This is a genomic window from Mesorhizobium sp. P160187 (genome assembly GCF_057766425.1).
Genome location: NZ_JBYMDX010000005.1, coordinates 1,122,431 through 1,143,952 on the forward strand (window position 1 = coordinate 1,122,431; position 21,522 = coordinate 1,143,952).

Consider the following 21,522-nt stretch of genomic DNA (forward strand, 5'->3'; position numbering starts at 1 on the left):
TGTCGCCGGGTGGCTGCTGTGAGCGCGCTCCTCGCCGTCCTGCTTGGCAACAAAGCGCTGCTGGGCTTCCTGGCATCGGTCATCGCCGCCCTTTGCTGGGGCGTTCACCAGCGGCTGGCCGGCGCCAGGGCCGAGCGCGGCAAACTGGCGGCCGCTGAGGCCGCGGCGCGCGCGGTCGCTGAGCAGGTGCAGAACGACGTCGGCGCACTGCCGGCGGACGCTGTTCGAAAGGAGCTGAAATCATGGGCAAGGGACTGATGCTTGCGCTGCTTGTGGCGCTTGCCGGGTGCACGACTGCTTCGGGCGGCTTCTGCGCGATTTCGAGCCCGCTGCGCCTTTCGGCCGAAGCCGCCGACGTCCTGTCGGACGCCGAGGCGAGAGCGCTCCTGGCGCACAACCGCAAGGGACAAAAGCTCTGCGGATGGAGGCCTTAGCCGATGCACGACCTATTCGACATGCTCGGCATCAAGGGGCCGGTCGTCGCCGCCGGGCTAGCCGGCGGCGTGCTGCGAGCACTGTCGCGCCATCGCTACAAGCTGCGCGAGATGATTGCCTCGCCGATCTGCGGGGCGCTGGCGGCTGCGTATCTGACGCTGCCTGCCGTCGCCTGGTTCAGGGCAACCGGCATGCCTATCCCCGATCCGGCCGACGATACCACGACGCTCGCCGCCGCCTTTTTGATCGGCGTCTCGGCCATGTGGATTTCCGACATCGTCTTCGAGGTCATCGTGCGGCGGTTCGGCTCGGCCGGCAACGAGTGATGCACTTGAGATGCTGGAAGAAGCCAGCGACAATGCCTACCTAAGGAGCAATCCAATGGAGGTATGATATGGCGACGTCCACCGAACGTGCAGTCCTTGCCGGCGGCTGTTTCTGGGGCATGCAGGATTTGATCCGGCGCTATCTCGGCGTGATCTCTACCCGCGTCGGCTATAGCGGTGGCGATGTGCCCAACGCCACGTATCGCAACCACGGCAGCCATGCCGAAGCCATCGAGATCGTTTTCGATCCGGCCAGGATCAGCTTTCGCACATTGCTCGAATCCTTTTTCCAGATCCACGATCCGACCACCAGGAACCGCCAGGGCAACGATGTCGGAATGAGCTATCGCTCGGCGATCTTCTACACCAGCGACGAGCAGAAGCGCGTCGCCGAAGACACCATCGCCGATGTCGATGCCTCTGGACTGTGGCCGGGCAAGGTCGTCACCGAGCTTGCGCCGGCGGGCGATTTCTGGGAGGCGGAGCCAGAGCATCAGGACTATCTCGAGAAATACCCCAACGGCTATACCTGCCACTTTGTCAGGCCGGGCTGGAAGCTTCCGGTCCGCGAAAAGGCTGTTTCGTAACGCAGCCGCTATCGTCTGCTTATCTGGCGGTCGAACTATTCTTCCGCGCGATCGGTATGCCGGCCGCCTCGTAGAGGTGGCCGTGCTCGGGCTCCCCATAGACGAACGCGCCGTGGACGGGTTTGCCGTCGACCTCAGAGTCTGAGAACGCGACGGCCTCGATCTTCTTTGTTCCGGTCAGGCTCTGGTTTCGAAGATAGGCGAAGGTTCGCACCGCTTCTCCAACAATTCGATCGAGAAACGGTTTTGGCCGCCTCCCGGGCCGTCGCACTAGGCTTGGAAAGCGCTCTCGTCCCGAAACAAAATGGTGCTGTGCGCAAAGCGCCGGCATGATCTGATAGATTCGGTTGAGCGAGCAGGTCATGAATCCTGGGTGAAAAAGAACGAAGTCGACCTCTCCTCTCAGATGCATGGTCCTGCGCAGCAATCTTTGCGCTGCCGATCTGGAGAGGACATAGCCTGCGGCGCCCGCGTGCAGGCCATAAAGTCTGGCAAGCGAAAACCCATCATCGAGAGCGACTTCCTTGCGTTCGACCCTCACTTTGGCAAAATGCGTTTCCAGCTTGATCACATCGGCATCGCGTGGCACCCATCGATCGGAAGCAAGCAGCGAGCCGGCGCCAGCGCCGAAAACGACGTCGTCTTCGAAAACCGCGCCATATTGATCCGCGCCGTTCGCAACGATCTCCCAACACGAGCGGTGGCTCAGGAAACAGCAAACCTCAGCAGCGCTCAGCGGGCTTTTGGCGACAGAGCAGCAATCGGGGCAATCAATGGCGGAGACACGCTCAAATGGTACTCCGATCCGGCCGAACTCGGACGCGACATGCGCCAGCCGATCGCGACAACGATCAAGATTGATCACCAGACACCTCATCAGCGCCCCCTTTGTCCGGTGATCAGTGAATATCACGTTCCCGTGATTGCAAATTTGCTTACGTGCGGGGCAGTGGGTAGCGGCGTACGTGCCGCCGGTTGATTTCGGAGGTTGGGTGGACATTGACTGCATCCCCGGCGAGGCGCGAGGCTTAACCGTGCGCGGGTAGACGAGTCGAGTCGACCTAGAAGCCGAAGAATTGCCGGCCGATCATGTATCCAAGCGCGACGACCACAAGGGGAAACAGGGCGGGCGCCAGCCGACCAAGAGCGGAGGTCTTTGGCTGTTGCCTGGAGATGGTCGTGGGCGCATTGCCGAGATTCTTGGTCATCCGGCATAGTAGCAAGCGCTGATTAACGATTCCGTAACCCAGTCGAGGCCGCCGAGGCTTTTTGCGTTTCTGGCGCGACCTTGACAATGCCCAGCCCGTGACGCAACTGGGCCGTCTTGAGAGCATTGTGAGGCAAGGTCAATGCGGGTGACGCTCGTTTTGAAGGGCGTAATACCCTGCCGAGGTTACGGTGGGATTCAGCGTCAGGTCGAATGGCTGGCCACGGAGATGGTTCGTCTCGGACACGAAGTCGTGGTGATCGCTGGCCCTGGCTCCAGCCACCCGCTCTTCGAAGTCCGGCACGCTTCGACCGATGCCGAATGCCGGGCAGCCATTCCGCGCGACACGCAAATCGTCCACACCCATAGTTGGCCCGTCGAGGTGCCATTTCCAACGCTGAATACGCAGCGCGGCTTTATGCCGGACCAGCCCATGCCAGTTGCGAACTGGAGCTTTATCAGCGCCAATCATGCCCGCCAGCATGGGCGCGAGACATTCGTCTACAATGGCTTTCCGGTGGACGCCTATCGTTTGTCGGCTGCAAAGGGCGACCGCCTGCTATTTCTCGCCGGCATTGCACGATCAAGCAAAGGCCTCAACCGCGCCGTCGATCTCGCCAAAAAATTCGATTTCGGTCTCGATATCGCCGGTGGCTCGCGTTGGAAACTGCTGGGCCGAAGTCAGACCCGCCGCGAAGGGTTGTTTTTCAAGAGCCTTGGCAGGCGATACCGTTTCCACGGAATCGTTGACGGCGAGCCGAAGCTTCGCCTTCTCGGCGAAGCGCGAGCCTTCCTCAACCCCATCGCCTGGGAGGAGCCGTTCGGCAACGCACCGGTCGAAGCCATGTTGTGCGGCACTCCGGTGCTAACGACGACGCGAGGCGCATTGCCCGAGACGGTCGATGCCGACAGCGGGCGCTTCTTTGAGACCGATGAAGAATTTGCGGCCGCTTTCGAGGCCGTCGCCGACCTTACGCCTCAGCAATGCCGCGAATCGGCCGCGACGAGATTTCCCATCCAAAAAGCGGCGCGCGGCTATCTGGATCTCTATGCCCGCATCCTTGACGGCGAAGCGCTTCCTTGACGACCGGCGATCCAATCCTCTTCGTCGGCTTCCCCGCGGTCGGCGACTTCGTCCGTTGCCATTCCGCCATCCAGATCATTGCCGCGCGATTTCCTGATCGCCCCATAGATGTCGTCACCTCGCCCGTTGCAGCGCCGCTGGCGCGCCTGATGCCGCATGTCAGGAAGGGCTGGGCGCTTGCCAAGCGTCATCAGCGCCCCGGTTTTGGCGAGCGCAGCCGCCTGGTTGGCGAGTTGCGCAAGGAAAATTACCGTACGGCCTATCTGATGACCAGCAGCACCAAGGCGGCGCTGATGGCGTTCATGGCCGGAATAGAGGAGCGCATCGGCTATCCGCAGGAGTTGCAATTCGGCCTCCTCAATCGCTTCCCCGCCGGCTGGTTGGCGCATCTATGGGCCTTCGGACCCCGCAAGACGCGGCTCTTCGAGGAGGTCTGCTCGATTGCCTCGCTTGGCGAAAAGCCGGCTGCGGGCGCAGAGTGGCCGGCGCCCCGGCTTGTGGTCGATCCGGCCGAGTTGGACGATTGGCGCCAGCACAAGAAGATCGATGCCGGGCGACCGGCCCTGGCGCTCTATACTGCCGACATTGAGAATTTCCGCTCATGGCCCGTCGAGCGCTTCATTTCGATCGCCAGAGACCATCATGATCGCGGCTGGGCAATCTGGATTGTAGGCGGACCGCGCGAGCACGCCGGTGCCGCAAAAATCCGCGCCGCCATTCCTGAGGCAATCGACTTCACCTCGACCCCGTCGATTGCTGACGCGATGTGCCAGATCGCTGCGTCAACCATGTTCCTCGGGGTTGATGGCGGGATTTCCCACGCCGCCGCTGCCCTGAACGTCCCATGCGCGCTCATCTACGGGCTGAATCGCCCCTATGTGCATGGGCCCGTAAACAACCATGTTCGCTTTATCGAACCGCCGCTTTCGACGCCCAGCTGGGTCAAGGACACGCGCGGCGTCAGCGAAACTCGGGTGAGGGAGGTTCTGGCTGACCTCTCAGCCGGTATTGCCAACTGACCGGTGGCCTCGCCGGCCCCAAGCGTCTGATCAAACGCTCCGTGGGGGCAACCATCGCCCCGTTTCGGGTTTACCCCTTGGCACTACCCCTTGGCCCTGCGGTTTTCGGGCTTGTGATTGCCGACCCAGTGGGCACGGATGCGGTCGCTGGCTTCAAGGTAGGCCATGTCGATGAGGTAGGTCAGAAGCTTCTCGCCGTCGCCTTCGGCTTTCTGCCGAAGCTCCCGCAGTATCCCTTGCGCGAACTGCAGGTTCTCCATTTTGCTCGGCTGGTCCATCGGTGCCCCCCAATGTCTGCGCATGAACTTTGTGCTGACTATGCTTGCATGAAGATTGCCGTGAAGTGGATATTGCACGTGCGGACCGCGATCCTGCGAAGGCGCTGGCTGCATGAAAGCCGCCCCATCCGGATTCAAGATTCGCTACACTATGTGACGGAAAGAAAATAAACAAAGCGTTCTTTTGTACAAGACAGGAAGATTCCTTCAGTTCACACCACGACATACTTGGACAGCATAGTTGACGTAACGATATTGCGTGGTCTTAAGCTCTCGTTTCCAAACAAAACGTAGCATCGTTGCAACCACAAGACGAATTCCAGCTGACCGGGGACGCTCCGTAGTCAATCGCCGGTTACAAACGGCATGGGTCTCAGCCCAGGGCTTTGGCCAATCCATCGTTCCACGGCAGCGCAGGCCGGATGATCTACCGCCCGCCTTGGCTTGACGCCAAGGCGGGCTTTTTTGCGTTTGGCTTCTACCGGGTGAAATGTTGTCGGACCCGGTCCTGTCGGCATCGGGCGGTTTCGAGAATGAATTTCCTGCCTGCCGGCTGTCTGCGCCGCTCGCGCTAGGCCGACTTGCGTTGCGGCAAGCTAGACGGCGTCTCGACACCGTCAGAAATCGGTTCGGCTGTCCGGTTTGTCGGCTCGTCATCGACTCGGTCGTGCTCGAATTGCCGGGCGGCAGGCAAGCGTTGCAACCAGTGCTCACGGCGATTGACCCAGAGTTCATAGCTGGGCTCCAGCCCTTCGGTGGGCACCTCATCCAGGCTGCCAATCGTCACTTCCACCTCATTCTCACGAACCAAAGGGACCCGGCCGCCGCAGGTGGGACAAAAACTTCTGTCGCCGTAGCTGCTGACGATACCCGTCGTTTCGAACGCCTCGAGCGGCCACACTGCAAACGCCGAAAAAGCCGACCCGCTAGCCTTGCGGCAGTCCTTGCAATGGCAAAGGCCAATCCGAAAGGGATCTCCCGTCACCGAAAACTGGATGCCGCCGCACAGGCAGCTGCCGCTCCGCCTTGTATCATTGGGCATGACCGCTCCTCCATCTGGTTGGGCATCACACCGCTACATCTTGCAGCGCCATGCGCACAATCAATTCACCCGCAGCGCAAGGGTTCCATGTCGCCTCGCGCAATGCATTGTCTGGACCCGGCAGCGCCTGGCTACGACCGCCGCAAGGCTGCTGGATGTGTCAGTTCGGGAAATCGAACACCGGTTCCCGGCACCAATAGACACGGCACTGGCCATCACGTGTCGGAACGGAGGCAGCGACCGGCACCTCCGGCCAGTCGCACTCGTTGCCGTATTGGCGGACATAGCGATCGTAAGTATTCCGGCCGGTCGTCAACACCGCCGAGTGATGGCTCTGGATCAGGCGCTGCGTCTCCTCGCAGGTCATCGAACGCGTGTCGGGTCGGGCGTAGGCCGTGCTTGTTGCTGCAAACAACGCCGTTCCGATGATCCATGCCATTGTTTGGGATGTCATGGCGACCCTTATCCTAAAATATGGCCAGGTATTTCAACAGCGAAATAATGCCGATAATGATGACAACGATCTGCGCGATCTGCCTCGTGCGGCCATCGAGCGGCAGACGCTGGATGAGATAGAGCACCAGGATGATCACCAGGAAGGTGATCAGAATGCCGATAAGTGCCGATGAAGCCATGTCCCTCACTCCGATTGGCCATGTCTGAAAAGAGTACGCAGCGGCAAACGCTCTGACCGTTGATTGGTTCCTGTCGATGCGAAGCCGCCGGCGCAACGTAAAGGCTCCGAAACAGCGTTCCGCGGCCTTTGAAGCTGAACGCCGATCAGGGCCTGTTTGCCGCAATGGTTGTCGTTTGCCATCGGCGACACAGTTCCAGGCAACTTGTTGCTGGCGTCAGGCGGGCTAACGGGAGAACGCCTCGGGTTGACGAGCTTCCGACAAAGACGGCCTGAGTTGCGCTTCGTTGTCGACATTTGCGCGAGCCCTGAGATCCGGCGCCGCCCGGCGGGTGATCGCCTTTTCGCAGGAGAACAATTGCCGTCCCAAGGGGACGACGGGAACCGAAACCTCGCACGTGCATCTCAGCTACCGCGGAACGGGCAAATCGAGCAGGTGGGGAATTTGGGGTAGGGGAATACGTCATCCAAACATGCGGGGATTGGAATCCCTGGAATTTGGGGAACAAGGCGTTGTCTGGACGCTCAAGGCGCCGCTGCGCTCGGTCCAAATCTCTCTCGCGGATTTTTGTCGATTGAAAGAGCGGGTCGCGCCTTAGGACAATCCCAGCAGGGGAGCGGTTTGGCCGCCTGTGGTGTCGGAATTGCCGATGCCAGGCAGTTCGTGCTTATCGTCGGCAAGCGAAGTCAATCTCCCCGCCTCGACGGAGGTCAGTCCGTCCAACTCCATCACCGCGCCGTAGAGTTGGGCCGTCTGCATCACAAGCCGCTCGACATCTTCAAGGGCGACGTTCTCGTCCAGGTTACGCAATCGTATGTCCTCGGCAACCACCGCAATATTGACCATTCCGCGCGAGCGCAGCGCGCCCAGGACCCGTGAATTGAGATCCTCCCGTAGCCGAGCCGAATATCCGTAGCGCATGGAAACCTTCCTTTCAGGAGCCGGTTGTCCCGTCGTGGTCAAGATGCGCCAACGACCTTCAGATGGCAAGAAGAAAATAAAGTATTCTCAAGTAAATCAAGTAGTTAGCAGACTGCGCGGGTTGTGCTATCGGCGTGTCTTCCTCATCGTTGGTCTTGTATGTGAGTCACCCATCAGCCTCTCTTGACGCGCTGCACGGGGACCCCTAGCTATACTGCAATTGAGACACATACTAACTCACCATATTTTTTGGTCTTGACGGTTGGAGGCGCGAATGGCCGAGCTGGAACGACCCGAGCGACTGCAGATCATGCTGACAGCCGAGGAATTGGCTGCCTTGGAAAACTGGCGCTTCGAAAAGCGCATGCCAAGCCGGTCCGCGGCGGTGCGGGAACTGCTGCGGCGCGGCCTGGATGCGGATGGATTCCTGACTGCGGGACAAGGAACTAAGTCTCAGGACTTTGGAATTCTGGGCAGCAGTGTGACTGGCGACGGCCAGTCGGGCGAGTAATTCGACGGCGGTTAGCCAACAATCGCTTTTCTGGAGTGCCGCTACCAATTTATTGCGGTGGCGGAAACGCAAAGCGGGTCTGCTCTCGGCAGGGTACTGGTCTCAGCAGGGTACTCTTGGCGTATGGTTGCAAAGCCCGCTCCGGTTCGCCGGAGCGGGCTTTTTGCGTTTTCCGAACAGGAAATAGTCGCGATCGCTTTCAGATAGGCTCAAGGTTCTCTTCGCACTCCATGCACGCGACGCTGTGACCGGGGCAACTGAGCCGGTGTGTTCCTCCGGGGCAGCAATGGCCGTTCGAGCTCGCCCACCGGGCACAGACAAACACCTTGCGGGTTCCGTGGCATTGTGGACATTCCATCGGGCGGGCCAGCAGAGCCTCGTTTTCCGAGACACGGCATTCCCTCTCAAGAACCTGGACCATCTGAAACCCCACGGCCGAAATATAGCTAAGCTATCCATACCCGGAAAGCTTAAATTAGAATTTAATTACATAAGCCACGAGCCTCCCGAGGGGGAAGTTTCGCGGATGGCAATCTCAGGCCACCGGCAGTCCGCCGCGCGTCTCTCATTCCCAATTTCGGCCGTCTCAAGATCAAGCTCCGGTTGCTCCCGGCATCGGTCGACCCGCGATTTTGCCCACCGATTTTCGCATTCGGATCGTTATAGGCTTTCGCTTTGCTGGAGCGGCGTTAAAGCTGCCCGGCAAATGCCTGAGCGGGAACAGTCCGTTCCTGCGTCGGTTCGTTTGGACAAGGATGTCTGCCAATGACATTGATGGGCGCAGCGGCACTTTTGATCCTTGTCCTGACTTATGCCGGCGTCGCAATCGGGCGTATTCCAGGCCTCCGTCTCGACCGGGCAGGGATCGCCTTGCTGGGGGGTGCGGCGATGATCGCCATCGGCGCACTCAGTATGGAAGATGCCTATCGCGCCATCAATTTCGACACCATTACGCTGCTGCTCGGCATGATGATCGTGGTGGCGCATCTGAAGGTGTCCGGCGCCTTCCGGGCGCTTGGCGCCTACGCTATCGAGCATGCACACGCGCCTTTCGTGCTGCTGGTCATGGTGACGCTGTTGACCGGCGTGCTGTCGGCGTTCCTGGTCAACGACGCCATCTGCCTGGTCATGGCGCCGATCGTCGTCCACGTTACCCGTGTCATCAACCGCAATCCCATTCCCTATCTGATCGCCACCGCCACCGCGTCCAACTGCGGCAGCGTCGCCACCATCACCGGCAACCCGCAGAACATGGTCATCGGCGCGCTGTCGGGAATTTCCTACCCAGCCTTTTCGGCCGCCCTGGCGCCGGTTGCCCTCTTCGGCCTCGTCGCGGTCGTCGTCATCGTGCGCATCGTCTACCGCGCCGAATTCGCCCGCACCGCCGATCTCAACCCGGAAGTCTATCGCGGCCGCATGCTGCCGGGACAGGTGCTGAAGGCGGTGGTTGTCTGCATTGGCCTGGCCATCGCCTTCTTCGCCGGCGTTCCGGTTGCCAAGGCAGCGCTCATCGGCGGCGCCATCCTGCTGCTCACCCGCGCCATCAAGCCGGCACGCATTTACCGCGAGATCGACGGCCCGCTGCTGTTCATGTTCGCCGGCCTGTTCATCGTTGTCGCCGGCGCCGAAAAGACGCTGCTGACGCCCGACATCATCGCCTCGGCCAAGAACCTCGGGCTGGACGACGTCTGGCGTCTATCGGGCTTCACCGCGGTGCTCTCCAACTTCATGAGCAATGTTCCGGCCGTGCTGGCGCTGCGGCCATTCATACCCGGCCTTGAAAACCCCGGGCGTGCCTGGCTGGTGGTGGCGATGAGTTCGACGCTGGCCGGCAACTTCACCTTGCTTGGCTCGGTCGCCAACCTGATCATCGCCGAACAGGCGCGGGCGGCCGGCACGCAGCTGTCCTTCTCAGCCTTCTTCAAGGTCGGCCTGCCGCTGACGCTGCTGACCCTTGCCGTCGGCACGGCATGGCTGGCGGCTGGATTCTAGAGCAATTCCAGGAAAAAGTGTGAAGCGGTTTTTCGGTCCGGAATTGCGTCAAAACAAAGAGATAGCGTGTTTCGCCGTCTCCATTAAACGGTGAACGCTCTAGCGGATAGTCGCCGACCCTGACCTTGCCCGAACCAGCGTTGCAGCTGCATGTCCGGCGGCCTCGACATAGTCGGGGTTGCGGTGGATCAGCATGATCGAGAACGCGCCGTCCATCAAAAGCACGATTTCGCGCGCCAGGGTCCGCGGCTCGTCGACACCGTGGCCTGAGAGTTCGCCGGCCAGCCAGGTCTCGAAATTCTGCTTATGCCGCGCCCCCGCTTTAACGGCCGGGTGTCCGGGCATGGAAGCGAGTTCGGCTGCCGTGCGCAGGAAGCCGCAGCCTCTCCATTTCGGGTGCTTCGCCACGCGTGCCAGATTGGTGAAAATCGCCTCGACCTTGCGCTCGACACCGCCTTCGGCCATCTCGAACCAGCCGGCCATCTGCTTGAGGTTCGGCTGGTCGCGACCGTCGAGATAGGCGGCGATCAGATCGTCCTTGCTCTTGAAGTGATAGTAGAGCGTGCGCTTGGTCAGCCCGGCTTTTTCCGCCACTGCATCGACGCTGACGCGGCCGATCCCCTCGGCATAGAACAGCTTCGTTGCGGCATCGACAATGCGTTTGCGGGTGGGGTTCGGTGCTTCGCTCATAGGGCAAGTATACCGACTAGTGAATATACATACAACCGAAAGCCTGATCCTCTCCGGTCGACAAACACAGGGAAGGAAAAGACATGACCGAGCTTGTGCTCACCGAGGCCCGCGACGGGATCGCCATCCTCACACTTAATCGGCCGGAAAAGCTCAACGCCTTGAACTATGCGCTGATTGATCGCCTGCTTGCGCTCCTCGATGCCGCCGAGACCGACGATGCCATCCGCGCCATCATCCTCACTGGAGCAGGAGCGCGCGCCTTCTCCGCCGGCGCCGACATCCTTGAATTCTCAGGCAGCGTGGCCATCGGCGTCGACGTTGCCCTGCGCGACTTCGTCATGCGCGGACAGCGGCTGACTGCAAGGCTGGAGGCATTCCGCAAGCCCGTCATCGCCGCCGTCAACGGCATCGCCTTCGGCGGCGGCTGCGAGATCACCGAAGCCGTGCCGCTCGCTATCGCCAGCGACCGCGCCTTGTTCGCCAAGCCTGAGATCAACCTTGCAATGCCGCCTGCTTTCGGCGGCACGCAGCGGCTTCCGAGGCTGGCAGGGCGCAAGCGGGCGCTCGAGCTGCTGTTGACCGGCGATTGGTTCCCGCCGCCGCGCGCCCTCGAACTCGGCCTCGTCAATCAGGTGGTGCCGCATGAGGAGCTGATGCCCGCCGCAATTGATCTCGCCCGGCGCGTGACCAGGCATTCTCCTGCAGCAATTGCCTCGATCCTCACAGCAGTGGCGCGCGGCCTGAACCAGAGCATCGCGGATGGCTTGGCTGTCGAGGCCGAGCAGTTCGCCCGCATGGCTCCGACCGCTGATCTGCGCGAAGGGCTGGATGCCTGGATCGCACGCCGCCAGCCGGGCTGTCACGGCTCGTGGACGCACATCACCCGGCCGGATGAAGCCAGGCGAGCCTCAACGCAGCAGGACGGGCTTGCGGACCGCGATCAAGGCGCCGTCACGGCCAGATGACCTTTCATGTTGGGGTGGAAGCGGCAGAAATAGTCGACCGCTTCCGCCTTCTGCAGGGTCAGGCTCGCTGTTGACTTCGGCGGGATCATCACTTCCCAGCCGCCCTTGACGGTAGCCGTGTGGGCGAACACGTCATTGTTCACCCACTTGATCGTGTCGCCGACCTTCGCCTCGACGGTGGTCGGCGAAAAGACAAGCTTGTCGATGGTGACCTGGATGGTTTCGGCCTGCACGGGTGAGGTCCCGAAGACCAGCGCCAGTGCAATCCATAGCAGCCGTTTCGACATGGCCTGGTCCTTACTTCAGCATACCTGCAACATGCTCGGCGTGCTGTTCATGGCCCTGGAAAATCTTCAGGCCGGTCTGCAGCAGGCTCTTCAACTCGGCATTGCTGGCCGATGGGATCAAAAGGGTTTCAAGCGCGCCGTCGACCTGTTTGTGGTAGGCGATCTCGTTGTCGACATAGGCTTTGTCAAAGGCTGCGCCGTCGAGTTTGGCGAGCTTCGCCCGCTCCTCGGCCGCAGCCTTGGTCAGCGCCTGGCTGGTTGCGTTGTCTTCCGGCGTCACCTTCAGCTTCTTTACCAGTTCCAGTGCCTGCGCGTTGACCGCTTCGTGGTCGCGCACCATGTCGTTGGCGAAATCCACGACCTCCTTGGTCTTCGATTTCTTGATCGCCTGCTTGGCGGCTTCCACATCGATGACGCCTGCCGTGTAGGCGATGTGGGCGATCTGCGGGTCCGTCGGCTTGTCGGCGGCTTGTGCGAGCGGGGCAGCGCCAAGCAGCAGCAAGGCAGCGAGGGCGGCGGTGTGTCGGGTAAGCATGGCATCTCCTTCGCCCGGACGCGGGATCGCGCCGGGCCATGTTTTTCAGTTGACGGTCATTGGATGCGCAGCGGCGGCAAACGTTCCCGGGGAAATCGGCCAAATCAGCCGATGATCAGCTCTCCAGGCCGAGCCGCTGCATGACGGCGCTGGTCAGCCTGTCGCAGCGCCGGCCGGCAAACGGGAAGGCGTCGAGCAGCACCGGCCCGATCTGGTCGTCGAGTGCCTTGCGTACCAGGGCGCGGGCGCGGTGTAGCCTTGTCTTGACGGTTTCCGGCCGCACGCCAAGCAGCTCGGCGGTCTCCTCGATACTGAGCCCCTCGATAACCCGCGCCACGAACACCGTCCGATAAACATCGGGCAGGCTGTCGGTCGCCCGTTCCACCAACTCGAGGATCTGCCGCTGCGCCATCGTCCGCTCCGGATCGTCGCTGGGATTGAGGGGGAACTGGATGATTTCGGCTTGCGGGTTTTTCGCCACCGTCCGCCGCCTTTTGCGCAGACGGCCGAGCGCCTCGTTGATGACGATGCGCGACAGCCAGGTGGCCAATGAGGACTCCCCGCGAAAGGCATCGAGATGGGCAAAGGCTCTGACATAGGCCTCCTGGACGATGTCCTCGGCTTCGGCATCGTTGCGCACCACCCCGCGAGCGATGCGATAGAGCCGCTGATTATGGGTCTTCATGATGATGCAGAAGGCGTTGCCCTCGCGTGCCAGCGCGCGGCGCACGAGAAGCATCTCGCTTGAAGCAGCCGTGGGCATTGGTACAGATATAGCAGGCATGGCCAGTTCCTCGATCCAATCCCCGTCCGAAACCTCGATCAAGACATTGGATGACATCGCCGGCAAAAGGTTCCCGGCCATTTTCGCCCGGCTCCGACGGCGCCTAGAATACTGCTTCCGCCAGCGGCTTGTCAGCAGCCTGCACTCGCGCCGTGGCCGCAAGCAGGTCGGTCTGCGTGATCAGGCCAAGGATGCGGCTGTCCCCGTCCACGATGATGACTGCATGGGTGCGGCCGTCGGTGAGCACCGGTAGCAGGGCCATGGCGGGCGTACCGGCGGCGGCGGTCGACGCTGTCGACGTAACGCTTCCGACGGCTTCGTCGGCTCGCGCCAATTCCCTCAATCCAACGGTGCCGACCAACCTGGCGTCCTTGTCGACAACCGGCAGCGTGCGGATATTGTGGTCGAGCAGCAGATGACGCGCCCGATCGGCGGACGCGTGTTCATCGACCGAAATCACGTCGCGGGACATGATGTCCTCGCACAACATGGTTCGGTGTGCGCGCATCGTCGCTTGCAGTTCGACCTGTCGCAGCAGCTGTTCGAGATCGTTGCGGTCGATGTCGAAGGTCTCGTCGAGCGCAGCCAGCGCGGCATCGATGTCCTCGGCCCGGAAGCCGATGCGCTCCTGAGCCGGCGGATCGATGGTTCCGTGCGTGCTTTTCGGGGCAGGGGCCGGCACATGCGGGTAGCTGCGTCGCGACAGCCTGTGGAAAGCATAGCCGAGCGCGACCAGCATCATGGAGTTCAGCGCCACCGGCACGAACGGAAACAGGAAGCCCGCACCGATCACGGCCGGCCCGCCGAGCACGGCGGTCAGTGCGGCGGCTCCGCCCGGCGGATGCAGGCAGCGCGAGAACGACATGGCGGCGATCGCCATCGCCACGGCAATGCCCGTGGCGAGAACGGGCTGATGGACGAAATGGGCCACGATCACGCCGACCAGCGCCGATATTGTATTGCCGCCGATGATCGACCATGGCTGCGCCAGCGGGCTTGCAGGCACCGCAAACAGCAGCACCGCCGACGCCCCCATCGGCGCCACCAGCAGCGGCACATGCGGGCCATTGCCAAGCACCAGCGCGCCGATCGCGCCGGTCAGCGCAATGCCGATCATCGCCCCGATGCAGGCGATGAGGCGCTCGCGCAGCGTCGCGCCGGCGAGAATGGGGACAAAGAGACGAAAGGCCATGGCAAGCTCAGTCCGGCTGGAATTGTGCGCGCAGCGCCTGCAATGGCGTTGGACCGACGATTTTGAAAGTCAAACCGATCCGAAAAAGCGCGCATTGCGGAAATAACATTGCGCTTGGTCGACCCATGAGCGGCTTTGCGACGTCGATCGCCTGCGAAAGTCGCTCGCCAATCCTTTCAACGGGTTGGGCGGACCAGCGGAATCAGCTTCGCAAGTTTGCTGGTGTCATGCCGCAGCGGCCGCTTCCAGCCCGCGCAGGATATCGGCCTTGAGGTCCTCGACATCCTCGAGTCCGATCTGCAGCCGGATCAGCGGGCCGTCATAGGGGCCCTTGGCGACGGTACGGTCGCCGAGGAAGACCGGCACGGCGAGGCTCTCATAGCCGCCCCAGGAATAGCCGAGACCGAAGATTTTCAACGCATCGAGGAAGGCATGCTGCTGTCTCTGGCCGCCGCCTTTGAGCACGATGGAAAAGATGCCGCTAGAGCCGGAAAAATCGCGCTTCCACACCGCGTGGTCGGGGTGGCTGGGAAGCGCCGGGTGCAGCACGCGGGCCACGCCGGGCTGGCCTTCAAGCCAGACGGCAATGGCAAGCGCGCTCTTTTGATGGTGATCCAGCCGAACGCCCATCGTGCGCAGGCCGCGCAGGACTTGGTAGACGTCGTCGGGGCCGGCGCAGCAGCCCATCGTGTAGAACGTCTCGCAAAGCTGCTTCCAGCAGTTGGCATTGGCAGACACTGTGCCCAGCAGCACGTCCGAATGCCCGGCCGGATATTTCGTCGCCGCATGGATCGAGATATCGACGCCGTGGTCGAGCGGACGGAAATAGAGCGGCGTTGCCCAGGTGTTGTCCATCATGACGATGGCGCCCGTTTCATGCGCGGCCTTGGCGATCGCCGGAACGTCCTGCACCTCGAAGGTGTTGGAGGCCGGTGATTCCGTAAACACGACTTTGGTGTTCGGCTTGATTAAGCTGGCGATGCCGGCGCCGGCATGCGGAGCGTAATACTCGACCTCGACACCCAGCCGCTTCAGCATCGTGTCGGCGAAATTGCGGGTCGGATGGTAGACGGAATCGACAATCAGGATGTGATCGCCTGCCGAGAGAAACGCCAGCAACGGGACGGTCACCGCCGCCAGGCCCGACGGCACGATTATGGTGCCGGCGGAGCCTTCCAGCGCGTCGATCGCATGCGCCAACGCATCGGTGGTCGGCGTGCCGCGTGTGCCATAGGTGTATTTCTGGCTGCGCGCCGCCATCGCCGACGCATTGGGATAGAGCACGGTCGAGGCATGCACGATTGGCGGATTGACGAAGCCGAAATAGTCGTGCGGATTGTTGCCCGAATGGGCAAGCCGCGTGTTGATACCCATTTCGTTGCCGTCAGTCGCCATTGCTCTTCGCCTTGTGGTGAAAGCGCTAGCCATAGAGCGGCGGCATTGGCCGTGCAACAGCGGGCGCCCGCCAGGCGGTGCCCTTTGCATAGGCCAATTCCCCCATGAATAGTCTGGAATGCGCGGCGATCCAGAGCCGCGGATTTCATGAGTGGATGTGTATTAGCGTCGACGGACTTTGCCGGTTTTATTTGCGGGGCTTGCTGCTTTCCTGATGCTGTTGTCTGCAATTCAGGCATTTGCGGCAATTGGTTTTCAAAGCTGTCGTGAAACGGTCATTTCCCTTGACCTCACAGAGATAATCGCCTTCGATGCAGTTCGTGAATGGGAGGGGCCGGGCGTCGGTTACGACGCGGGGTTCCGGGAATGAGCCGGATGGGAGCCGGGTTCACGCGGGAAAAGATCAGGATTTGCCTGAGGATCAGGGTTTACCTGAAAACAGAAAAGGGTCTGTGGGTTATGAAACACATTGCAATTGGCATTCTCGGCGCCGCTGCGCTTGGATGGATGGCTTCGGCCGCGTCGGCGAGCACGCTCGACGACGTCAAGGCGAAAGGCTTCATCCAGTGCGGTACCAACACAGGTCTTGCCGGCTTCGCTGCGCCTGACGACAAGGGTGAATGGAAAGGCATCGATGTGGATTTCTGCCGCGCGGTCGCGGCCGCCGTCTTCGGCGACGGCACCAAGGTCAAGTTCACGCCGCTCAGCGCCAAGGAGCGCTTCACCGCACTGCAGTCGGGCGAAGTCGACATCCTGTCGCGCAACACCACCTGGACCATCAATCGCGATACGGCACTTGGCCTGAACTTTGTCGGCGTCACCTATTATGACGGCCAGGGCTTCATGATCAACGCCAAGAAGCTGCCGGGCGTCAATTCGGCGCTGCAGCTTTCGGGTGCGGCAGTCTGCGTGCAGAGCGGCACCACGACCGAGCTCAACCTCGCCGACTACTTCAAGGCGAACAAGATGGAGTACAACCCGGTCGTCTTCGAAAAGCTTGAAGAGGTCAACGCCGCCTACGACGCGGGCCGTTGCGATGTCTACACCACCGACCAGTCGGGTCTCTACGGCATCCGCCTGACGCTCAGCGCGCCGGCAGACCATGTCGTGTTGCCCGAGATCATCTCCAAGGAACCGCTCGGCCCGGCCGTGCGCCAGGGGGACGACCAGTGGTACCACATTGTCAAGTGGACCTATTTCGCGCTGCTGCAGGCAGAGGAACTGGGCATCACCCAGGCCAATGTCGACGAGATGAAGACCTCGGACAACCCGGAGATCAAGCGCGTGCTCGGCCAGGAACCCGAAACCAAGATCGGCACCGATCTCGGCGTTAGCAATGACTGGGTCGTCAACATCGTCAAGGCAGTCGGCAATTACGGTGAGATGTTCGAGCGCAATGTCGGCACCGGCAGCCCGCTGAAGATCGCGCGCGGCATCAATGCGCTGTGGACCAAGGGCGGCCTGCAATACGCGCCACCGATCCGCTGATCGAAATGCGATCCGGAAGGCAGATTGTCTGCCTTCCGGTTTCTCTTTGCAGGGGATGGGCAATGGCGTCGCAGGAAGTCCTACGCGAGGAGCCGAGCCGCGGTTCCTTCATCAACGATCCAAAAGTCCGTGGAGTTGTCTTCCAGGCGGTGGTTGTCGTCTTGCTGGTGGCGAGCGTCTGGTGGATTGTCCACAACGTCATCGACAATCTGCAGCGCCTGCACATTTCTTCCGGGTTCGGCTACCTGAAAAGCCGTGCCGGCTTCGATATCTCAGTCAGCGCCATCCCCTACAACTCGGACGATACCTATGGCAAAGCCATTGTCGTCGGGCTGATCAACACCCTCATCGTCGCCGTTGCCGGCATCATCACCGCAACCATCATCGGCTTCATCGTCGGCATCGGCCGCTTGTCGCACAACTGGCTGATCCGCAAGATCTGCACGGTCTATGTCGAGATTTTCCGCAACATCCCGCCGCTGCTGGTGATCTTCTTCTGGTATTCGGGCGTGCTGGCGGTCTTGCCCGTGGTGCGTGAAAGCATCAACCTGCCATTCGGCTCGTTTCTCAACCAGCGCGGCTTCTATCTTCCTCGTGCAATCTGGGGTGATGGCTCCTGGCTGATCTTTGTCGCCTTGCTTGTCGGCATCGCCATGGCATGGTTCGTCGCCCGCACGGCGCGCCAGCGGCAGATGGCGACCGGTCAGCAGTTTCCCGTATTCTGGACGTCCCTGGCGCTGATCGTCGGCCTGCCGATTCTGGCCTATGCGCTGAGCGGCTTTCCCCTGACCTTCGATTTTCCGAAGCAATCGACCTTCAACCTGGCCGGCGGTTTCCACATCGGGCCGGAATTCCTGTCGCTCTATCTGGCGCTGTCCTGCTACACAGCCTCCTTCATCGCCGAGATCGTGCGTGCCGGCATTCTCGGCGTCTCGAAGGGCCAGTCGGAAGCGGCTGGCGCTCTGGGGCTGCGGCCGGGATCGATCCTGCGGCTAGTCGTCGTGCCGCAAGCCATGCGCATCGTCATCCCGCCGCTGACCAGCCAGTATTTGAACCTGACCAAGAACTCGTCGCTGGCCATCGCTATTGCTTACCCGGACCTGACGGCGACCGCCGGCACAGTGCTCAACCAGACGGGGCAGGCGGTCGAAAACGTGCTGATCATGATGGTCGTCTATCTCGTCATCAGCCTGGTGACGTCGGCGGTCATGAATGTGGTCAACGCCAGGATGGCGCTGGTGGAGAGGTAAGGCCATGCAGGAACATGATACCGCTTGGGTGCGGACCGAAATGGCACTGGCGCAACAGGCGCCGGCCGGCGTGCGGGGGCCTATCGCCTGGGTCCGCAAGAACCTGATCGGTTCGGTGGGCGACACCATCCTGACCGTACTGGGCATCGCACTGGTGGTGATGATCCTGCCGCCAATCATCAACTGGGCCTTCATCAGCGCCCAGTGGGTAGGGTCCGATCGCTCGGTATGCGCCACGGCGGCGCAAGGCGGGGTTCAGCCGGATGGCTGGTCCGGCGCTTGCTGGGCGTTCGTCAACGCCAAGTTCGGCCAATTCATGCTCGGCCGCTATCCTATTGAGGAGCGCTGGCGGCCGATCCTGGTCGCCATACTGTTCGTGGCGCTGCTGGTGCCGCTGCTGATCCCGCGCGTGCCGCGCAAGGGGCTGAACGCGATCCTGCTTTTCCTGGTGCTGCCGATCGTCGCTTTCGTGCTGCTGGTCGGCGGCATGTTCGGCCTGCCGCATGTCGAGACGCAGCTATGGGGCGGCCTGCTGGTGACGCTCAGCCTGGCCTTTGTCGGCATTGCAGTGTCGCTGCCGTTCGGCATCGTGCTGGCGCTTGGTCGGCGCTCGAAGATGCCGATAGTCAAGATGCTGTGCGTCATCTTCATCGAATTCGTTCGCGGCATCCCGCTGATCACCGTTCTGTTCTTTGCCAGCGTCATGCTGCCGCTGTTCCTGCCCCCCGGCGTTTCCTTCGACAAGTTCCTCAGGGCGCTGATCGGCTTCTCGTTGTTTGCCGCCGCCTACATGGCGGAGGTGGTGCGCGGCGGTCTGCAGGCGATCCCCAAGGGCCAGTATGAGGGGGCGGATTCGCTTGGTCTCGGTTACTGGCAGAAGATGAACCTGATCGTGCTGCCGCAAGCGCTGAAGCTGGTCATACCCGGCATCGTCAACACCTTCATCGGCATGTTGAAAGACACAAGCCTGGTTATCATCATCTCGATGTTCGACCTACTCGGTGTCGTCAAGCAGAACTTCTCCGATCCCAACTGGGCGACGCCGCAGACCACCAAGTCCGGCCTGATTTTCGCTGCCTTCGTCTTCTGGCTGTTCTGCTTCGGCATGTCGCGCTATTCGATGTATACGGAACGCCGGCTCGACACCGGCCACAAACGTTGATGCATGTCGCCCAAAAGTGTTTAGCGGTTTTGGGACAACGACATGCATCATAGCTAAAAGACAGAACAAAAAGGGGAACCTGCCATGGTCATAGAAAACGCCGTCAGCGCCGAAGAGATCAAGGTCGATGCCAAGAAGATGCACATCTCGACCACCGATGTCGCAATCGACATCATCGGCATGCACAAATGGTATGGCGAGTTCCATGTGCTGAAGGACATCAACCTCAAAGTGATGCGCGGCGAGCGCATCGTCATCTGCGGTCCTTCGGGCTCGGGCAAATCGACCATGATCCGCTGCATCAACCGGCTGGAAGAGCACCAGAAGGGCAAGATCATCGTCGACGGCAAGGAACTCACCAACGATCTCAAGAAGATCGACGAGGTGCGCCGCGAGGTCGGCATGGTGTTCCAGCACTTCAACCTGTTCCCGCATCTGACCATCCTGGAGAACTGCACGCTGGCGCCGATCTGGGTGCGCAAGACGCCGAAGAAGCAGGCCGAGGAAATCGCCATGCACTTCCTCAAGCGCGTCAAGATCCCCGAACAGGCCAACAAATATCCGGGCCAGCTGTCGGGCGGCCAGCAGCAGCGCGTGGCGATAGCGCGTTCGCTGTGCATGAACCCGCGCATCATGCTGTTCGATGAGCCGACCTCGGCGCTCGATCCCGAAATGATCAAGGAAGTGCTGGAGACGATGGTGGGCCTGGCCGAGGAAGGCATGACCATGCTGTGCGTCACTCACGAAATGGGCTTTGCCCGCAAAGTCGCCAACCGGGTGATCTTCATGGATCAGGGCCAGATCGTCGAACAGAACACGCCGGCCGAGTTCTTCGACCATCCGCGCCACGAGCGCACGAAGCTGTTTCTGTCGCAGATCCTGCACTGAGCATTTTCATGCGAAGCAAAAGAGCCCTGCCGTAATGCGGCCGGGCTCTTTTGCTATCTGGGGTCGGGGTTGATCTTCTCCATTGAAACACAAAGCCGCCGCCGCATGAGAAAAGCCCTGCGTTTCGTGGCCATGCTGATTATCGTGGTCGCGCTCGCTGCCACGCTCGGCACGCTGGTGCCGCGTCCGCTGTGGCCGGCGTCAGCGGCGGGTGAGGGCACGCGCCATATTCTGGTGCTGGAGAATCCGATCCACACCGACATCGCCATTCCCGTCGATGACGAGGTGCGCCGGCGCTTCCATTTCCTGGTCGCTGCCGGCATCCCTGTCGACGCCCCGGAAGTGCGCTACATCGTCTTTGGCTGGGGCGGCCGGGCCTTCTATCTGGAGACGCCGAGCTGGTCGCAGCTGAAGACAGTGCCCGTCCTCAAGGCGCTGACACTGGACGCCTCGGTCATGCATGTCGATATCGCCGGGGCCATCGCCGAGCCGCACCCTGCTGTCACCGGTTTCGACATCGATGAGGAACGTTTTGCAGCGCTGCTCGACTATATCGACGCGAGTTTCCAGCAAGGGCCGAATGGTCCGATCGTCATCGAGAACGCCGCCTATTCCAGCTTCGACCGCTTCTTCGAGGCGAACGGCCATTTCAACGCGCTTGTCGGCTGCAACACCTGGACAGCCGCCGGCCTGCGCACCGCCGGCCTGCGCACCGGCTGGTGGAACCCGCTGCCGGCCTCGCTGGGCTTGTCGATGCGGTTTTATAACTAGCAGTCCTTCATCGCACCGCGACAGTGTTGGATCTTTTGAAGTCAGCGGGACAGCACTCCCCTCTGGCCTGCCGGC

At 61.4% G+C, this 21,522-nt stretch carries 27 protein-coding genes; 15 read left to right on the forward strand and 12 right to left on the reverse strand.

All coding sequences use genetic code 11. The annotated features are described in order from the left end of the window. Positions 1–18 precede the first annotated feature (18 nt). The 4 genes from AC3CCE_RS30260 to msrA all read left to right on the forward strand — a co-directional run bounded on the left by AC3CCE_RS30260 (position 19) and on the right by msrA (position 1,348). On the forward strand, positions 19–258 hold the full coding sequence (locus AC3CCE_RS30260) for a hypothetical protein (RefSeq protein ID WP_023808298.1): 240 nt from the start codon (positions 19–21) through the stop codon (positions 256–258). Beyond that, positions 243–434, forward strand: a complete 192-nt coding sequence (locus AC3CCE_RS30265) for a hypothetical protein (RefSeq protein WP_352625870.1) — start codon at positions 243–245, stop codon at positions 432–434. Before AC3CCE_RS30260 ends, AC3CCE_RS30265 begins: the two co-directional genes overlap by 16 nt. 3 nt (positions 435–437) lie before the next feature. Further along, on the forward strand, positions 438–761 hold the full coding sequence (locus AC3CCE_RS30270) for a hypothetical protein (protein ID WP_023689880.1): 324 nt from the start codon (positions 438–440) through the stop codon (positions 759–761). A gap of 68 nt (positions 762–829) precedes the next feature. Beyond that, positions 830–1,348, forward strand: coding sequence for a peptide-methionine (S)-S-oxide reductase MsrA (msrA, locus tag AC3CCE_RS30275; protein ID WP_352510825.1), 519 nt, complete (start codon positions 830–832; stop codon positions 1,346–1,348). 19 nt (positions 1,349–1,367) lie between these two features. On the opposite strand, the gene AC3CCE_RS30280 is transcribed toward msrA, so the two are convergent. Further along, the gene (locus AC3CCE_RS30280; protein WP_352510824.1) at positions 1,368–2,348 is read right to left on the reverse strand and encodes a glycosyltransferase family 25 protein; all 981 of its coding nucleotides are present in this window, start codon (positions 2,346–2,348) and stop codon (positions 1,368–1,370) included. A 349-nt stretch (positions 2,349–2,697) separates the two neighbouring features. Here AC3CCE_RS30280 and AC3CCE_RS30285 point away from each other — a divergent pair, with 349 nt between their 5' ends. Both AC3CCE_RS30285 and waaF read left to right on the forward strand, forming a co-directional pair. Then, positions 2,698–3,639: a glycosyltransferase gene (locus AC3CCE_RS30285; RefSeq protein ID WP_023808296.1), complete on the forward strand. Its 942-nt coding sequence runs from the start codon at positions 2,698–2,700 to the stop codon at positions 3,637–3,639. Beyond that, complete coding sequence (gene waaF, locus AC3CCE_RS30290; protein WP_023824483.1) at positions 3,636–4,658, forward strand: lipopolysaccharide heptosyltransferase II; 1,023 nt, start codon at positions 3,636–3,638, stop codon at positions 4,656–4,658. Before AC3CCE_RS30285 ends, waaF begins: the two co-directional genes overlap by 4 nt. 83 nt (positions 4,659–4,741) lie before the next feature. Here the strand turns inward: waaF and AC3CCE_RS30295 are convergent, their stop codons facing one another. From AC3CCE_RS30295 to AC3CCE_RS30315, 5 genes are all read right to left on the reverse strand, one after another. After that, positions 4,742–4,936: a hypothetical protein gene (locus AC3CCE_RS30295; RefSeq protein ID WP_352510823.1), complete on the reverse strand. Its 195-nt coding sequence runs from the start codon at positions 4,934–4,936 to the stop codon at positions 4,742–4,744. Positions 4,937–5,507: 571 nt separating this feature from the next. Further along, positions 5,508–5,978 carry a GFA family protein gene (locus AC3CCE_RS30300; RefSeq protein ID WP_023705683.1) on the reverse strand — a complete coding sequence of 157 codons (471 nt, stop codon included), beginning with the start codon at positions 5,976–5,978 and terminating at the stop codon, positions 5,508–5,510. A gap of 160 nt (positions 5,979–6,138) precedes the next feature. Beyond that, positions 6,139–6,432 (reverse strand): hypothetical protein, encoded by a 294-nt coding sequence (locus AC3CCE_RS30305; protein ID WP_352510822.1) that lies wholly within the window; start codon positions 6,430–6,432, stop codon positions 6,139–6,141. A 13-nt stretch (positions 6,433–6,445) separates the two neighbouring features. Continuing rightward, complete coding sequence (locus AC3CCE_RS30310; protein WP_023689889.1) at positions 6,446–6,613, reverse strand: Thivi_2564 family membrane protein; 168 nt, start codon at positions 6,611–6,613, stop codon at positions 6,446–6,448. A 594-nt stretch (positions 6,614–7,207) separates the two neighbouring features. Next, the gene (locus AC3CCE_RS30315; protein WP_023712723.1) at positions 7,208–7,534 is read right to left on the reverse strand and encodes a hypothetical protein; all 327 of its coding nucleotides are present in this window, start codon (positions 7,532–7,534) and stop codon (positions 7,208–7,210) included. A gap of 274 nt (positions 7,535–7,808) precedes the next feature. Between AC3CCE_RS30315 and AC3CCE_RS30320 the strand changes: the two genes are divergently transcribed. Together AC3CCE_RS30320 and AC3CCE_RS30325 are read left to right on the forward strand one after the other, a co-directional pair. Continuing rightward, positions 7,809–8,045: a hypothetical protein gene (locus AC3CCE_RS30320; RefSeq protein ID WP_023671471.1), complete on the forward strand. Its 237-nt coding sequence runs from the start codon at positions 7,809–7,811 to the stop codon at positions 8,043–8,045. Between the two features lie 765 nt (positions 8,046–8,810). Next, entirely contained in the window at positions 8,811–10,037 is a 1,227-nt protein-coding gene (locus tag AC3CCE_RS30325; protein ID WP_031246522.1) for an anion transporter, read from the forward strand. 99 nt (positions 10,038–10,136) lie between these two features. Here AC3CCE_RS30325 and AC3CCE_RS30330 read toward each other — a convergent pair whose 3' ends face one another. Further along, positions 10,137–10,727 (reverse strand): TetR/AcrR family transcriptional regulator, encoded by a 591-nt coding sequence (locus AC3CCE_RS30330; protein ID WP_352510821.1) that lies wholly within the window; start codon positions 10,725–10,727, stop codon positions 10,137–10,139. Positions 10,728–10,810: 83 nt separating this feature from the next. On the opposite strand from AC3CCE_RS30330, the gene AC3CCE_RS30335 reads away from it, so the two are divergent. Beyond that, the gene (locus AC3CCE_RS30335) at positions 10,811–11,695 is read left to right on the forward strand and encodes a crotonase/enoyl-CoA hydratase family protein (RefSeq protein ID WP_023743016.1); all 885 of its coding nucleotides are present in this window, start codon (positions 10,811–10,813) and stop codon (positions 11,693–11,695) included. On the opposite strand, the gene AC3CCE_RS30340 is transcribed toward AC3CCE_RS30335, so the two are convergent. The 5 genes from AC3CCE_RS30340 to AC3CCE_RS30360 form a co-directional block, all read right to left on the reverse strand. Beyond that, on the reverse strand, positions 11,671–11,982 hold the full coding sequence (locus AC3CCE_RS30340; protein ID WP_023743015.1) for a cupredoxin domain-containing protein: 312 nt from the start codon (positions 11,980–11,982) through the stop codon (positions 11,671–11,673). The genes AC3CCE_RS30335 and AC3CCE_RS30340 overlap by 25 nt on opposite strands. A gap of 10 nt (positions 11,983–11,992) precedes the next feature. Continuing rightward, entirely contained in the window at positions 11,993–12,517 is a 525-nt protein-coding gene (locus AC3CCE_RS30345) for a DUF4142 domain-containing protein (RefSeq protein ID WP_023697729.1), read from the reverse strand. Between the two features lie 115 nt (positions 12,518–12,632). Continuing rightward, complete coding sequence (locus AC3CCE_RS30350) at positions 12,633–13,301, reverse strand: RNA polymerase sigma factor (RefSeq protein ID WP_050588467.1); 669 nt, start codon at positions 13,299–13,301, stop codon at positions 12,633–12,635. 103 nt (positions 13,302–13,404) lie between these two features. Next, positions 13,405–14,493, reverse strand: coding sequence for an HPP family protein (locus tag AC3CCE_RS30355; protein WP_023727878.1), 1,089 nt, complete (start codon positions 14,491–14,493; stop codon positions 13,405–13,407). A 225-nt stretch (positions 14,494–14,718) separates the two neighbouring features. Further along, positions 14,719–15,888 (reverse strand): cystathionine beta-lyase, encoded by a 1,170-nt coding sequence (locus AC3CCE_RS30360; RefSeq protein WP_023824488.1) that lies wholly within the window; start codon positions 15,886–15,888, stop codon positions 14,719–14,721. A 178-nt stretch (positions 15,889–16,066) separates the two neighbouring features. Between AC3CCE_RS30360 and AC3CCE_RS30365 the strand changes: the two genes are divergently transcribed. The 6 genes from AC3CCE_RS30365 to AC3CCE_RS30390 all read left to right on the forward strand — a co-directional run bounded on the left by AC3CCE_RS30365 (position 16,067) and on the right by AC3CCE_RS30390 (position 21,447). Further along, positions 16,067–16,258 carry a hypothetical protein gene (locus tag AC3CCE_RS30365; RefSeq protein WP_023684328.1) on the forward strand — a complete coding sequence of 64 codons (192 nt, stop codon included), beginning with the start codon at positions 16,067–16,069 and terminating at the stop codon, positions 16,256–16,258. Positions 16,259–16,347: 89 nt separating this feature from the next. Further along, a complete protein-coding gene (locus tag AC3CCE_RS30370; RefSeq protein ID WP_023684327.1) occupies positions 16,348–17,376 on the forward strand; it encodes an amino acid ABC transporter substrate-binding protein in 1,029 nt (342 codons plus the stop codon). Between the two features lie 62 nt (positions 17,377–17,438). Beyond that, on the forward strand, positions 17,439–18,626 hold the full coding sequence (locus AC3CCE_RS30375; RefSeq protein ID WP_023684326.1) for an amino acid ABC transporter permease: 1,188 nt from the start codon (positions 17,439–17,441) through the stop codon (positions 18,624–18,626). A gap of 4 nt (positions 18,627–18,630) precedes the next feature. Beyond that, positions 18,631–19,788, forward strand: coding sequence for an amino acid ABC transporter permease (locus tag AC3CCE_RS30380; RefSeq protein ID WP_023684325.1), 1,158 nt, complete (start codon positions 18,631–18,633; stop codon positions 19,786–19,788). A gap of 84 nt (positions 19,789–19,872) precedes the next feature. Next, positions 19,873–20,676 carry an amino acid ABC transporter ATP-binding protein gene (locus tag AC3CCE_RS30385; RefSeq protein ID WP_023671483.1) on the forward strand — a complete coding sequence of 268 codons (804 nt, stop codon included), beginning with the start codon at positions 19,873–19,875 and terminating at the stop codon, positions 20,674–20,676. Positions 20,677–20,781: 105 nt separating this feature from the next. Beyond that, on the forward strand, positions 20,782–21,447 hold the full coding sequence (locus AC3CCE_RS30390; protein ID WP_352460565.1) for a TIGR02117 family protein: 666 nt from the start codon (positions 20,782–20,784) through the stop codon (positions 21,445–21,447). The last annotated feature ends 75 nt before the right edge of the window (positions 21,448–21,522 follow it).